Origin of the sequence: Nonomuraea polychroma (assembly GCF_004011505.1) — a bacterium.
GTDB classification, from domain to species: Bacteria; Actinomycetota; Actinomycetes; order Streptosporangiales; family Streptosporangiaceae; genus Nonomuraea; species Nonomuraea polychroma.
In genome coordinates this window covers 7,212,994-7,226,564 of sequence record NZ_SAUN01000001.1, presented here as the reverse complement: position 1 = coordinate 7,226,564, position 13,571 = coordinate 7,212,994, and the positions used below count along the sequence as shown (strand labels likewise).

General features: G+C 68.7%; 10 protein-coding genes. All 10 read right to left on the bottom strand.

What is annotated here, in order from left to right; genetic code table 11:
• Positions 1-52: 52 nt before the first annotated feature.
• A complete protein-coding gene (locus EDD27_RS32890) occupies positions 53-3,340 on the bottom strand; it encodes a hypothetical protein (protein ID WP_127935850.1) in 3,288 nt (1,095 codons plus the stop codon).
• A 32-nt stretch (positions 3,341-3,372) separates the two neighbouring features.
• A complete protein-coding gene (locus EDD27_RS32885) occupies positions 3,373-4,689 on the bottom strand; it encodes a lipopolysaccharide biosynthesis protein (protein ID WP_127935849.1) in 1,317 nt (438 codons plus the stop codon).
• Positions 4,682-5,485 (bottom strand): polysaccharide deacetylase family protein, encoded by an 804-nt coding sequence (locus EDD27_RS32880; RefSeq protein ID WP_127935848.1) that lies wholly within the window; start codon positions 5,483-5,485, stop codon positions 4,682-4,684. Before EDD27_RS32880 ends, EDD27_RS32885 begins: the two co-directional genes overlap by 8 nt.
• A complete protein-coding gene (locus EDD27_RS32875; protein WP_127935847.1) occupies positions 5,482-6,423 on the bottom strand; it encodes a glycosyltransferase family 2 protein in 942 nt (313 codons plus the stop codon). Before EDD27_RS32875 ends, EDD27_RS32880 begins: the two co-directional genes overlap by 4 nt.
• 11 nt (positions 6,424-6,434) lie before the next feature.
• Positions 6,435-7,268: a glycosyltransferase family 2 protein gene (locus EDD27_RS32870; RefSeq protein WP_127935846.1), complete on the bottom strand. Its 834-nt coding sequence runs from the start codon at positions 7,266-7,268 to the stop codon at positions 6,435-6,437.
• 141 nt (positions 7,269-7,409) lie between these two features.
• Positions 7,410-8,540 (bottom strand): GNAT family N-acetyltransferase, encoded by a 1,131-nt coding sequence (locus tag EDD27_RS32865; protein WP_127935845.1) that lies wholly within the window; start codon positions 8,538-8,540, stop codon positions 7,410-7,412.
• Positions 8,537-8,908 (bottom strand): hypothetical protein, encoded by a 372-nt coding sequence (locus tag EDD27_RS32860; protein WP_127935844.1) that lies wholly within the window; start codon positions 8,906-8,908, stop codon positions 8,537-8,539. The genes EDD27_RS32865 and EDD27_RS32860 overlap by 4 nt, the downstream gene beginning before the upstream one ends.
• A gap of 285 nt (positions 8,909-9,193) precedes the next feature.
• The gene (locus tag EDD27_RS32855) at positions 9,194-10,735 is read right to left on the bottom strand and encodes an RNA polymerase sigma factor (RefSeq protein WP_164903892.1); all 1,542 of its coding nucleotides are present in this window, start codon (positions 10,733-10,735) and stop codon (positions 9,194-9,196) included.
• A 108-nt stretch (positions 10,736-10,843) separates the two neighbouring features.
• Positions 10,844-12,637 (bottom strand): substrate-binding domain-containing protein, encoded by a 1,794-nt coding sequence (locus tag EDD27_RS32850; protein WP_241564379.1) that lies wholly within the window; start codon positions 12,635-12,637, stop codon positions 10,844-10,846.
• Positions 12,638-12,864: 227 nt separating this feature from the next.
• Positions 12,865-13,503, bottom strand: coding sequence for a cation diffusion facilitator family transporter (locus tag EDD27_RS32845; RefSeq protein ID WP_127935842.1), 639 nt, complete (start codon positions 13,501-13,503; stop codon positions 12,865-12,867).
• Positions 13,504-13,571 lie beyond the last annotated feature (68 nt).

Below are 13,571 nucleotides of genomic sequence, written 5' to 3'. Positions count from 1 at the left end.
GTGTCCTCATCGAGTGACATCATTCCGCACATGCTGAGTGTTTCCTGTGAACTCAGTTATTTTGTGCGATATAGAGGAACCGCTCGACGATCACCGCGAAGGCCACCACGAAGGCCGGAATCGCCAGGTACAGCAGCCGCCTGCGGGCCTTCCTGGCCCGGTTGGGGCCGTTGAGCCGGATGATCTCGTACCCGAAGAATGCGACCCATGTCACACCCAGCGCGCCGATGCCCACCGGCGTCCAGGGAGACGTCGGGTCGCCGCGGCCCGCGTACGGGTTCGGCTCGGGGATCTCCGTGCCGCGGACGAACTTCTTCCACGTGTAGAGCGCCGCGTCCTTGTTCGAGTAGACCCGCTTCAGGTCGGGCGAGGCGTCGAGCGCCGCGCGGAACCGCTCGCCCCAGTCCGCCGGGAACCCCTCGTTGAGCTGCAGGTAGCTCACCTGGCCGCGGCTCACCATGAGGTACGAGTTCCGTGGCGATTCCTGCAGAGTCTTGACCGCGTCCGCGATCTTCGTCGGGTCCTTGTACACGCGGGCCTGCATGTTGAAGCTGACGATCTCCACGTCCCGCTCGCCCCACGGCATGATGGGCGTGACCTCGCGACCGAGCTTCGGGACCAGATAGATCACCCGCGCGCTGGGCTTGTCGTGCTCGTAGACGTAGTGCATGGCGCCGACCTCGCCGGCGGTGACCCGCTCGAACTTCTCGTTGCCGTACCTGGCCAGCAGGAACGCGAACGCGAAGAACACCGCGAAGCAGGCCGCGAGCACGACCGAGATCTTCCTGGTGAGCTGCGGATTGAAGCGCACGTTCCGCTTGCGCAGCGGCACGGTCTCCTCGCGCACGTCCGAGCTGTCGGCCGGCAGGTTCGGGAAGAACGCGTACGCGGCCAGTAGGCAGGCGCCGGGCAGCGCGAACATGTAGATGCGCAGCCCGATCTCGCCGCCGTAGCTCTGCAGGCCGAGCGCCAGCACCGGCACGCACAGCAGGATGAGCGCCGACCGGTCGAACACGCCACGCCGCAGCCGCCGGAACAGGCCCGTCGCGGCCAGGCTGAGGATCACCACGAGGATGCCGAGGCGTGCCTGGAGCACCAGCGCGTGCGCCGGGTCGCTGCCCTCGATCCGGTCGCCGGTGTTGGTGCGGATGTTCTGCAGGATGCGGCCCAGGCCGCCGAAGATCGCGTCGATCTGGCTCGCCCAGAAACCGACCGTCATGTAACTGATCCAGGCCAGCACCACCAGCCCGAGGGCGAACGGCAGCGCCCACGTGAGCGAGGTCCGCTTGAAGATCAGCAACGCGGTCACGACGCCGAGCATCATGAACGGCGTGATCTGGTGCGAGGCCACCGACGCGAAGAACAACGCCAGCAGCATCATGAGCATGAGCAGCTTGTCGGCGCGGTAGGTGCCGGTGTTGGCCAGCTCGCCGGGCGTCATCGCGTCCAGCTTGCCCAGCAGCTTGCGCAGACCCTTGGGCGCGATCGGCTTCGTCCGCGGCTCCACCCGCCCGAACCAGCGCAGCAGGATCGCCACGAACGCCAGATACAGGGCGAACGTGAAGCCCTGCGGCGAGAAGTAGTCCTGACCGATCCACTGCACCAGCACGAACAGCAGCGCCGCGAACCACCGCGCCCGCGTGGTCGCCACGACCTGGCGCAGGATCAGCACGAACGGCAGCAGGTAGAGCAGGTTGGACAGGAGTGGCGTCCACATCAGGATCGGCGTCAGGTCGGTGATGCCCGCGGCCTTCGTCACGAAGGCGAACAACGCGAAGAAGCCCGGCCAGCCCATGCGGGCGTCGATGCTGATGGCGGTCTCGCCGGTTCTGCCGATGAACTCGACGAAACCGGCATGGATGTACGCGGTGGGGAAGCGCGGTTCGGTCGCCACCAAGGCGCCCGCGCCGTGCAGGGCGAACGTGATGGCGGCGATCTGGAACAGCAGCAGGAACTTGCGGTCGGTGCTCTGGGCGACCGTGACGAAGAACGACACGATCATGATGAGGATCGCGATGAACGCCGTCGCCGGGAGCGCCGAGATGAGGCCCAGGCCGTCGATGTCGTTGGGATCCACGCCGCGCAGGGGTCCTGGGGAGACCTTGAGGGCGAGGACGTACATGAGCAGGCCCTCGAGGACCAGCAGGACGGGCAGCCACGTGGGCGCGCTGGCGATCAGCGCGCCGATCCGGCCTCCGGCCGGGCGCGGCTTGGGGGCCGCCTGCTGCGGCATGGCCTGCTGGGGCACGGCCTGCTGGGGCATTGCCTGGTGGGGGAGCGCTTGGCGCGACGGCGTGGTCGCAGGGGCGCCTGGAGGCACCCCTGGCCCGCCCGGACCCTGCGGCGGCACCCCGACAGGCTGCACCAAACCGGCCAGCCCGCTCTTCGCCGCTCCGGCCGGTCTACCACCGGCCGGTCTACCACCGGCGGGTCCGCCACCGGCGGAGCCTCCAGGGGTCGGCCTCCCGGACGGTGCGCCGGCGGCTGGTCCACCGGCGCTCGGAGTGCCAGGCGCTGGGCTCCCCGCCGGCGAGTCGCCGCCGGCCGGTCCCTTGGCCGCAGGTCCGACGGCAGGCGACTTCGCGGTGGGAGCTCCGGCGGGTGTGCTCGGGCCGGACGCGCCTCCGCTCGCTGCGCCCTTCCCAACGGGTGCGCCCTTCGCGTCGGGCGTGCCCTTGGTGTCAGGCGTGCCGTTCGCGTCGGGCGTGCCCTTGTCTGCGGGTGAGCTCGTGGTGGCAGGCGTCGCCTCGCTGCTCTGCGTCCCCTTGGCGGGGGATGTCCCCTTCGTGGGCGAGCCGCCGGACGACGCCTCCTTGGACGCGCTGGTCTTGGCGCCCGCAGCCTCCTGCGAACCGGTGGGCTGCGGCCCGCTGGCCGGTTGCGTGCGCAGGCCGCCCGGGCTGGTAGGCGTGTCGGCCTCGTCACCAGCACGCTCGGCGCCCTCAGCGCCATCCGTTCCCGTGCCCGGCGGTTCGTCGTCAGGCGGTTGGACGGGCATGGAGACGGTCCCGGCGGCTGCCGGGTCGGCTTCCTCCACGGCCGGCGGCCGGCCGATGTGGAGGGACGGCCCGGGAATCCGGAATGTCGTGGTCTGGTCCGCGGCGGACTCGGCCTCGGGCGGAGCAGAGTCCGGAGCAGACTCCGCGGCAGGTTCGGTGGCAGAGTCCGGAGCAGATTCGGTGGCAGAGCTTTCAGCCGTGCCGTCGGCCGCCTCCGTCGGGGCCGTCTCCTTGTCGAACGTCAGCTTCGGGATCACCCCGGTAGCCTCCGGATCGAAGGGCACGTCTGACTCCTCCTTGTCCCCACGCACGTCCGAGGAGCCGGTGATCCCCGTTGTCATGCCATCGCCGTCCCGTTGCCTCACGTTGACCATCATGCGGCCCCGGACGACCCCTGGATGACAGTCGCCTTCCCAGATTCACCGAACTTGAGAATTCTACGAAGATTCCCGAAGATCAACACCGCCACGAGCAGCTCGCTGAAGAGCAACCCGTACCCCACCGCGTTCACTCCCGCGAACGGGAACAAGGCGATGGTGGACACCAGCACGAGCACGGCCAGCCCGATCTGCACGACCGCCAGCGCACGTGCCTTGCTCTGCGCGCGCAGCGCGCTCAGGTACACCTCGATCAGCACCCGCGGCAACACGGCGAGCGCCATCAGCCGCAGCAGCAGCGTGCCCTCTTCGGCGAACTCCGACCCGAAGATCGTCAGGATCAGCGGCGCCCCGAGGATCGCCACCGCGATGATCGGAGTGACGATCATGAACGCCCGCCGCAACGCCCTTCGGCAGTTGGCGGCCAGCTGAGCAGGCTCGAAAGAGCCCTCGACGGTCAGCGACACCGCCATGTTCATGGCCAGCAGCTCGATCATGCTGGCCAGCGTGTGCGCCATCGAGAACCGCCCGAACGTGGCCTCGCCCACCTGCGTGGCGATGACGACCGGCACCAGGTAGACGATCGCCAGGATCGACAACGTCCCGGGGAAGTCCCCGGCCAGGAACCTGCCGACCTCCCGCAGCCGCGGCGGCTCCTGCTCGGCGTCGGCCTGCCGCACGTGCCGGGGCACGACCACACCGAAGATCAGCCAGTTGACCGGGATCAGCGCGAGCGCCGTCGGTATCACCCACGAGACGAAGATCCCGCCTTCGGGCAGCGCGCCCGCCAGCGCCACCAGCAGCCCCATCTTGACCAGGCCGAAGACGAGGTTGTTCATGGGCACGAACGTCGCCCTGCGCAGCCCGGTCAGCACCACGTCCTGCAGCGTGAACACGGCCCACACCACCACGGACGCCAGGAAGAACAGCCCCGGCCCGAAGCCACCCAGCACCTGGTAGGTCTGACCCCACATCGGCAGCGTCAGCAGGAAGCCGAGCGCCGCGACCCCGCCCGTGGCGGCGGCCAGGCCGTATCCGCGCAGGATCAGCTCGGGCGTGCGGCGGCCCGCCACCGGGAGGTAACGGGCGAGCGCCCCCACGAACCCGAGCGCGGTCAGCGAGGCGAACAACCGCATCGCGGTGATCACGGCCTGCCCGCGGCCGAACTCCTCGGGCGAGTAGTAGTGGGCGGCCAGCAGCCAGTAGCCCATGCCGAGCACGCCGGTGACGACGGTGTTGGCCATGAGGGCATAGCCCTGCCGGAAGAGGGGGTTGCGGAGGTCGTGAAGGATCTTTCCCCAGACGCTAGACATTTCCGCGCACCCGCTGCAGCCCGTACCTCGTGCGCCGCACGACCGCGTACCCCTTGGTGAGGATGCGCTCGCGCAGGTAGATGAGAGGTACGGCGGTGCCTTCGACGGCGCGCTTGAACATGTTGATGGTCGTGCCCTTGCCGACCGTCAACCGGGGGATGGCGAGCATGTCGTGCCGGTCCGCGGCGATCGTGTTACTCACGGCGCAAGCAGCGAAATATCCGGCCTTGCGCACTTCTCTCCGGACACGGGCGCTGGAGTAACCATAGGGATACGCCATGGTGGCGACCGGCGCGCCGATCTTCTCCTCCAGCAGGCCCTTGTTCCTGCGCAGCTCCTGCCGCAGGTCCTCGGTGCGGAGCTGGTCGAGCTGGGGGTGGCTGTGGCTGTGGCCGCCGATCTCGATGCCGGTCTGCGCGGCCTCGCGGGCCTGGCCCCAGGACAACATGTCGTCCAGTGGCCGGCCCGCGGCGTCCTTGCCCGCGTCGGAGACCCAGCCGCTGGTCAGGAAGACCGTGGCGGGGAAGCTGTGCTTGTCGAGCAGCGGCAGCGCCTTGCTGTGGAAGTCGGCGTAGCCGTCGTCGAAGGTGACCACGACCGGCTTCTCCGGCACGGCGTGGCCGTCGATCTTGTTGAGCGCCGCCACCAGGTCGCCCAGCGTGAGCGGGGTGAAACCGCTCTCCTTCAGGTAGGCGAGCTGCTCGTCCAGGTCCGAGGGCCGCACCGCATGCGGGCGGGTCTCGTCATTGGGGCTGTCCGTGACGGAGTGGTACATCAGGATCGGAACGCGGATCATGATCGCGCCACCTTAAGCCGTACGGAACCCACCACATAACCCCAGGTCGTCCAGGCCAGCCCGATGACGATCGCGGCCGCCCGGCCGAGCCCGCCCAGGTCGCCGCGGAATGCCTCGCCGACCCCGCGCAGCGCGCCCAGCGGCAGTGTCTTGAGCGCGTGCGCCCGCTCGCTGGCCAGCCCGTCCTGGGTGCCCACCTCCTGCGTCACCAGGGCCTTAGACAGCCCCTCCGCGTAGCACCTCGACCTGAAGTACGCGAACCGCTCGCGCTGCCTGGACACCTTGTGCCCGATCACCGCACGCGGCTCGAACAACATGACCGAGCCCGGCTTGCGCTGGCTCAGCCGGATGCAGAACTCCGTCTCCTCGCAGCCCAGCGGGCGCGACTTGCGTCCCTGCACACTGCGCCCGATGCCGCTGTGGAACCCGCCCACCTCGGCGACCACGTCACGCAGGAACGCCGCGTTGCCGCCCATCACGTTGCGGATGGGCGCGCGCACCGACGGCATGCCGCGGTACGTGCACCCGACCGTCCAGTCGAACTCGTACGGGAACCACCGCGGCCGCACCCCCGACGCCCATACGGGATCGGTACGGCCGCCGACGCCCACCACATCCGGTTCCTGGAAGCCCTCCTCCAAAGCCTCCAGCCACCCGGGGTCGGCGACGGCGTCGTCGTCGAGGAAGGCGACGATCTCACCGTTGGCCGTGGCCACACCGGTGTTCTTGCCGCCGGACAGCCCCTGCTCGTGGCTGTTCTCCACCACGATGGCCTGCGGGTATTCAAGCTTGAGCTTGAGGTGCAGGTCGGGGTTGTGGTCGACCACCAGGATCAGCTCGTGTGCCGGGCGTGTCTGGTTCTCGACCGACTCGACTGCCTGCCTGATGTCCTCCCACCGGTCCTCGGTGTAGACGCAGATGACAACAGACGTGTTCACAACGATCCTTCTTAAGCGACGCCTCGGTCAGCGGCAGGGGTGGCGGTCGGCTCAGGCTGAGCGGGAGCGGGCTGGCGACGCCACTCCTTCAGGATGGTCTTGAGCACGCGGAAGCCATCTCGTACGGCGCGCAGGTTGCTCTCGCCGTGAATGCGGTTGCGCTCGTGGCTCGGCACCTCGTGCACCTTCAGCCCGGCCTTGGCGGCCCGCACGTTCATCAGCGTCTCCACCTCGAAGCCGTCGCAGTCGAGGTTGAGCACGTCCAGGTGGCGGGCCCAGAAAGCGTTGTAGCCGTAGCACAGGTCGGTGTACTTGGTGTTGTACATGATGTTGACGATGCCGGTGAGGACCTTGTTGCCCAGGCGCCGGTTCAGCGTCAGGTCGTCGCTGCCGCCCCCGGAGGCGTAGCGCGACCCCTTGACGAAGTCGGCGCCCGTCACCAGCGCGCCCACGAAGTTGATGATCTCGCGGCCGTCGGTGGAGCCGTCGGCGTCGATCATGACGATGATGTCGCTCGTGCACGCGGCGAAACCGGCGGCCAGGGCGTCGCCCTTGCCCTTGCCCGTCTGCGTGACGATCTTCACGTTGGGCCGCAGCCGCTTGGCAACGGCCACCGTGTCGTCGACGGAGTTGCCGTCGACGAGCACGATCTCGTCGATCCACTGCGGGATCGTGGCGAAGACGTGCGGGAGGTTCTCGGCCTCGTTCATCGCGGGCACGACCACGCTCACCGTCGGTGAAATGGCCAGGTGAGGTGTGACCGGCGTGAAGCTCGTCGGTGGCGGCATCGACCGGAGGGGCGAGGAGTGGACCTTGCCGTTGTGCTTGGTGATCTCGGGACTCATGGCGAGGAATTATCCTTCCGGGGCCCTGCGCTGCCGGCCGGACGAGGCCAGCCCCGGGTGCTGCGGGAATGGCGAAACCGGTGAACGGTGCATTGAAGGGTCCTGTGGAGTGAGGGTGTGGCTGCGGGTTTTGTGGAGCGCTCAGCGTGCTCCGGTCGGTTCCTTGACTACGGCGTTGGATGGCTCCTGCTGCTGCATCGAGGTGCGCACCCGACCGAAGCCCTTGAGGACACGGTCGGCCGCCTTATAAAGAGACGGTCGATCCATGACAATTGTTCGGGCCTTGTTGAAAGGAGTTCGGCCGACCCAGTGGACCGCCGCCGTCGCGGACGGTCGGGAGATACGGCCTTCGGCAACGTACAGGACCCCGCTCTTGAGCCAGTCTTTGTACTCCTTGCCGCCCTTGCCCATGTCCACCATGTGCAGACCGCTCTTCGCGGCGGCCTCGGCCATCTGGAGATGATGCACGATGCCAGGCGAATAGCGGGCGTACTCGGTGTCGTAGGCGGGGAACCACCCTACAAGCGTGGTGGCCGTACGGAGGCCGAAATGTCCGGCGACCGGGACGTCACCGGCATAAAGCATGGTCAGGACACCTGCGAAGTCCGATGAGTTCTCGGCATGCATCATGTCGGTCAATTCGACGATCCACGGCTGGGCGAATCTGTCCACCCGGCCAGTTCTCCGATACTGGTCCGACTTCCAGGCCAGCAGCGTGCGCATCACCTCGGGGTCGGCCGAGGCCCATTCGAAGCGCAGCTCACCCTGCTCGCGGCCGAGCTTGCGTTCCTTGTAACGCACGGTCTTGAGGTTCTTCGGCGAGTTGACCTTGACCTGCTCGATCCAGGCCTCGAAGCCGGAGGTGAAGTCCATGACCGGAGCCGGGCGCACGTCCTGCTCGTAGGGGGCGAACGTCGGCTGCCCGGCCACCAGGTGGTCGAAGTCGAACACGCTGAGCTTGCAGGCCCGCAGCAGGGCCTTCGCGTCCAGCTTCAGTTCGGGGGCCGAGATCAGGCCGTGGCAGGTGGTGAGGAAGCCGCCGAGCGGTTTGCCGATGCCGAAGCTGTGCCGCTCGTACGGGAAGAATCCCTTGATGCCGCTTCCGTCGGAGACGACCGCCACCCTCACGTAGTCGCGCAAGCGGTCCATCGCCACGGCGAACTCGACCGACAGGAACGGGTTGTCCAGACTCGGGTCGGCCTTCTGCAGCTCACGCCATCGGGCGCGCTCGGAGTCCCCGAGCTCTCCCGGCCGAACTACCTGGATGTTCACCTTGCCCTGGCCCCCTGTTCGGTCTGCATGCTCTTCCCCCGGTACAAGACGCGGAGCACGTACATGAAGCCGCCGAGCACGGCGACCGTCGCCACGCCGGCCCGAGGCGACCATGCGCCGAAGAGCAGCATGGCCTCGGCGAGAAGCACGTTCAGTACGAGACTTGCCGCGGCTCCTACGGATAGTGCGGCCAGTGGGTCACGATCACGCAACAGTCCCACGACGGCCGCACCTGGAACCACCAGAAGGAACAAGGAGATCAGGAACGGGCGCAGCGGCGTCTCGATGTCGAAGAGCGCCACTACCGCTCCCGCTATGCAGGCGAGCCCCACCAACCAGGCGAGGGCTCTGCGGTGCTGCCTGAGCATCTCCTGTATCTCTCCTGCTCCTACTGGTAAAAGCGCGGTTGATCGCCAGTTCATGGGACCAATCCGCGCCGGACACGTCAATGCCGACGCTTGGCGACGCGCTCCGGTTTACCGGCAGGCGGAGATTTCTTGTGTGACGTTCAACACACGGTAAAGCGGTCTCCGGACCCGACGCGGCCCCCAAGCACACCAGAATGCCCTATGAGGCCTGGTGTCTTCGAGTGGGGGTCCGATATATCCCTGATTGTCGTCTAAATATGAGTCTACTGTTACGTGGCGTGAGCTTTACCCGTTCATGCTCTCCACTGACGACGTCTCCATCTCGCTAGGGGATGCGGTGGGCTCCGGCGTGGGCGTCGGTTCGTCGGTCGGTGGGTCGGACGCCTGGGGCTCCCGGCCGTCCCAGGACAGCGAGCAGGTCGCGGTGCCGCCGTTCGAGGTGAAGGAGACCCGGCCCGTGCCGGCGTCGTTCGGGTCGATCACGGTCACCCAGATCGTCACCGAGCCGCCGTTCTTGATCGACCCGCTCGCCGGGAACACGTCCAGCCCTTGCGAGCCGGTCGCCACCCAGGACACCGAGGCGTTGCGCGCACTGAGCCCGATCTTGGCCGCGCCGTCGAGCGCCTCCGGGCATGAGACGCCGAGCCGGGCGCCAGGCGCCGCGGGCCTGCGGCGGGTGGCCGTGGGCGCGGCCGCGGGCCTGGTGCTCGGTCGCGAGGCGGCCGGCTGCCCTTCCGGCGTGGGCCTGGCCGACTGGCCGGCGCTGGGGGTCGGCGCCGGCGAAGGAGTCAGGTCGTCCTGGTCGGGCACGGCCTCGGGCGTCGGGCTCTCCTCGGCGGGGAGGGTGGGGGAGGGGGCGAACTGCAGGGCGGTGGTGTTCGACGCCTCCCCGCCGTTGATCACGACCATGGCGCCCGTCGCGGCCAGCACCGCCGCGCCCGCCAGCACCACCGGCGCCAGGCGGCGCGGCCGGCGCCGCCGCGTGCGCCGCTCGGCCGGCACGGGGAACCCGGCCCGGTCGAAGGTGTCCCCGCGGTCCATGATCAGCGTACGGGTCTGGCCGCGCTCCGGGCTGAGGCACGTGTCGATCACCCGGCGGCGCAGGGAGATCGGCGGGAACGCGACCGGCACCATGTCCAGGAGCCGCCCGGCCGAGACCTGCCGGTGCCGTCCTTCGGTGCACACCTCGCAGCCGCCGATGTGCCCCGACAACCGCCGCCGCAGCAGTGGCGTGAGCGGCCCCTCCCACGAGTCGACCATGGCCGACAGGTCCGGGCAATGCGCCCGGCCCGTCCTGGCCAGCACCACGGCCGCCGCGGCGATCTCCAGATGCTCGCGGGCCCGCCCCAGCTTGGCGGCCGCCTGTCGCGAGGTCAGCGCCAGCACCGCGCCGGCCTCGGACGGGGTCAGGCCATGGCGCAGCGACAGCTCCAGGACTTCGCGCTCGGTCCGGCCGAGCTCGCCCAGCGTCTCGTGAACCAGGTCCGCCAATTCGGGATCCGCCTGCTCCTCCAGGTCGGGAAGGTCGTGGGCAGGTGCGTCCCGGTGCGCCAACCTGGCGCGCACCTGAAACCTGGTCAGCGCGTACAGCCAGGCCCGCAGCCGGCCCGGCTCCTTCAGTCGCTCCATGCACCCCTGCGCGGTGACGAGGGCGTCGTGCACGGCGTCCGTCGCCAGGTCCCGCTCTCCGGCCAGGGAGAAGGCGTAGTCGTACAGCCGCTCGGCGTAGGAGTCGAAGAGCTTGGCGGGAGCGTCGGCGTCCGCGCGCCGCAGAGCCTCCACGAGCTCCTGATCATCGGCGCGATCGACGGTCGGCCATCCAGGCACGGATTCCCTCCCCGCAGGTACGACGGGCACTCAAGCCCCACGCGGAGAGGACGCGGCCTGGTTTGTCCAGGTTCGCCGTTCATGCCCATTCGGCATGAACGGCGAATCTCAGCCGTCGCAGTTGGGGGAGCAGAGGCGGCGCTCCATGCCCTGCAGGAAGAAGTCGCGGACCTGCAGGATGTTCTTGGCGATGTACGCCTCGCCCCCGGTCGCCTTGGCCAGCGCGTCCATCTGCTGCTTGCCGGGCGCGGCGTCCGGGCCGAAGGCGATGATGATGATGCTGACCGGGCGCTTGGGGTCGTAGGTGTCCTTCAGGAACTGCAGGATCGCCGGGTTCTTGATCCCGCCGTCGGGGTCGTCATTGCCCGCGCCGTCCGTGAGGATCAAGAGCGTGTTGATCTTGTCCTGCTGGTACGTCTTGGTCATCTCCGTGTACGCGGCCTTGAGCGTGTCGTTCAGCCCCGTGTCGCCCGTGGCCTTGGCCTGGATCGTGCTGAGCTGCTTGACCAGCAGGTCCTTGCGGAGAGCGCCGTTGATGCTCTCGGTGAGCGGCCCGAGGGAGACGATCTCCTTCCAGTCCTTGCCGCGGCCGTCCAGATGCGTGGAGAACGTCCACACACCCAGCTCGGAGTCGGCGGCGAACAGGCCGAGGCCCTCAGTGGCGATCTTGCTGATGGCCTGCATGCGGGTCATGCCCGTGCCCGGCACCGGCAGCGCCATCGTGCCGGAGACGTCGAGCAGGGTGAGCAGGCGTGAGCCCAGGTTCAGCCTGGACCAGGTCTGCACCATCCGTGCCACGGTCGCGCCGTCGGGGGCGGGCAGCGCCTGCGGCGTCTCCGGAGTGAACCCCTTGTCCTTCGTCAGCACGTCGCCCGCCGTGCCGTCCGCGCTGCGGAAGCCGGCGTCACGCAGGATCTTCTTGGCCGCGTCGGTGGACAGCTCCTGCTTGAAGTGGGCCGCCGCCTTCAGCGCGGCCGGGTCCTTGGTGAGGATCGTGACCGGGTAGTCGAGGCTGAGCGTGCCCTCCTTCGGGTAGAGGGCGACCACCGGGGCCTCCGGCTTCTTCGTGTTGTGCGCGTAGATGGCCTGCTCGGAGGCGACGCCTACGGGCACCTTGCTGCCGGACTTCACGGTGAGGCTGGCCAGCAGCGCGCTCGAGTCGGACGCGAGTTGTCCTGACAGCTCCTTCAGCGCGCCCACCAGCGCCTTGTCCTGCCCGGCCTCCTTGGCCGTGCCCGCCGCGGCCACCAGTGCGGCCAGGCCGGCGGAGTTCTTCTGCGGGTCGAGGGCGAGCACGCGCACCTTCTTGCCGGGGCCGTCCACATTCGCCACGTTCGCCGCGGCGATCATGCTCGTCCAGCTCGGCGTGAGAGCGCCGGACAACTTCGACGCCGCCGACTTGGCCGCCGCCAGCACGACGGGGGAGGTCGCGATCGAGCCCTCGGGCTCGGGCAGGTTCTCGCCTGCCGGGGTCCTGCGCATGCTCTCCATGAGCAGGCTGGAGTCCGCCACCCAGAAGTCGGCCGTGACCTTGCCGGCGGCCAGCGCGTTGGCCGTCCTGGCCGCCGCCTCCTTGGCCACCGTCACGTCGACGCACTTGCTGTCGATGGAGTGCATGGCCTTGTTGTAGTTGTTCGCGATCTTGCTGAGCGATGGCTCGATGTCAGGGGTCGCGACGACGCGCAGCGCGAGCTTGCCGCCTGAGCAGTCGTGGTCGCGGTTGAAGATGACGAACGCGGCCACACCGAGGAGCACGGCCAGCGCCACGGCGCCGGCCAACGGCACGAGCACCCGGCCCCGGCTGCTGCGGCGCCGGCGGGTCGGGGGTTCGCCGGCTCGGTATCCGCCGCCGTATCCGCCGCCGTATCCGCCGTCGAGCTCGTCTGTGCGGTGTCGCCCCACGATGTCCTCTTAGGTGTGTTGAGACCTTCCGGAGACCCTAGCGGGAGATGCTCCGCAATACTCCGGGAACGATACTCGGTGCGGTCTGTGGTGCAAAACAGCCCTTTTGGTGCGGCGATTACGCTCTGTGGCGGTAATCGTCAGCAAGTGTGACCAAATTTGTCCGGCAATATACGGCGGTTGGGCTTGGCGATCAATGGCCTGATCAATAAGTGGACGAGTCGCACTCAATGGGAGCAGATGTGGCCGCGCCAGGCCCGCGTGCCCTCCCGTACCGCGACCGCCGCCAGCATCAGCGCCACTGCCGGATCCACCCACCACCAGCCCAGGGTGTTGAGCCACAGTCCGGCCAGGACGCCGGCCGCCATCGCCCCGCAGATCAGGTTCTGCGTGCCTTCGCCCGACGTGGCTGCGGAGACCAGCCGACGGCCGAGCCGCCGCTTGACGATCCCCAGCGCGGGCATGCCGACCAGGCTGCACGTCGTCACCACGATGCCCAGCACGGTCGGCGTCGCCCGGTGGCCCTCGCCCAGATCGTAGGCCACATGCACGACCAGGTAGGGCGCGAGCAACCAGAAGCTCAGCGCGATCGCCTTCCTGGCGGTGCTCTCCGCACCCGGCGACAGTGTGCGCGCCCCGGTGAACCGCCACAGCACGATCAGGCTGGCCGCGGCCTCCACCAGTGCGGACAGAGCCCATCCGATCAGCGCGACCGAGTGTGCGGCCAAGCCCGCCGCCAGGCCGAGCGTGCTCTCCACGCCCAGCCAGACGAGCGTGACCACGGACAGCCTGCGCGCGACGCGGGCCGCGCGCAGCCAGTCGGCTGACGCGGCCGGACGCTCATGAATCCGCTGGTCAGGCACCATGAACCCCCGAACTCCCGGCTATCCGGCCGTCGACAGCGACCTGTTACTTACCCATCACGCAGAGTGAT

Excerpts from the sequence above, each read along its gene's own strand:
- EDD27_RS32880 (WP_127935848.1), bottom strand. The coding sequence starts at position 5,485 with ATGATCCGCGTTCCGATCCTGATGTACCACTCCGTCACGGACAGCCCC.
- EDD27_RS32885 (WP_127935849.1), bottom strand. The coding sequence starts at position 4,689 with ATGTCTAGCGTCTGGGGAAAGATCCTTCACGACCTCCGCAACCCCCTC.
- EDD27_RS32860 (WP_127935844.1), bottom strand. The coding sequence starts at position 8,908 with ATGCTCAGGCAGCACCGCAGAGCCCTCGCCTGGTTGGTGGGGCTCGCC.
- EDD27_RS32870 (WP_127935846.1), bottom strand. The coding sequence starts at position 7,268 with ATGAGTCCCGAGATCACCAAGCACAACGGCAAGGTCCACTCCTCGCCC.
- EDD27_RS32890 (WP_127935850.1), bottom strand. The coding sequence starts at position 3,340 with ATGACAACGGGGATCACCGGCTCCTCGGACGTGCGTGGGGACAAGGAG.
- EDD27_RS32845 (WP_127935842.1), bottom strand. The coding sequence starts at position 13,503 with ATGGTGCCTGACCAGCGGATTCATGAGCGTCCGGCCGCGTCAGCCGAC.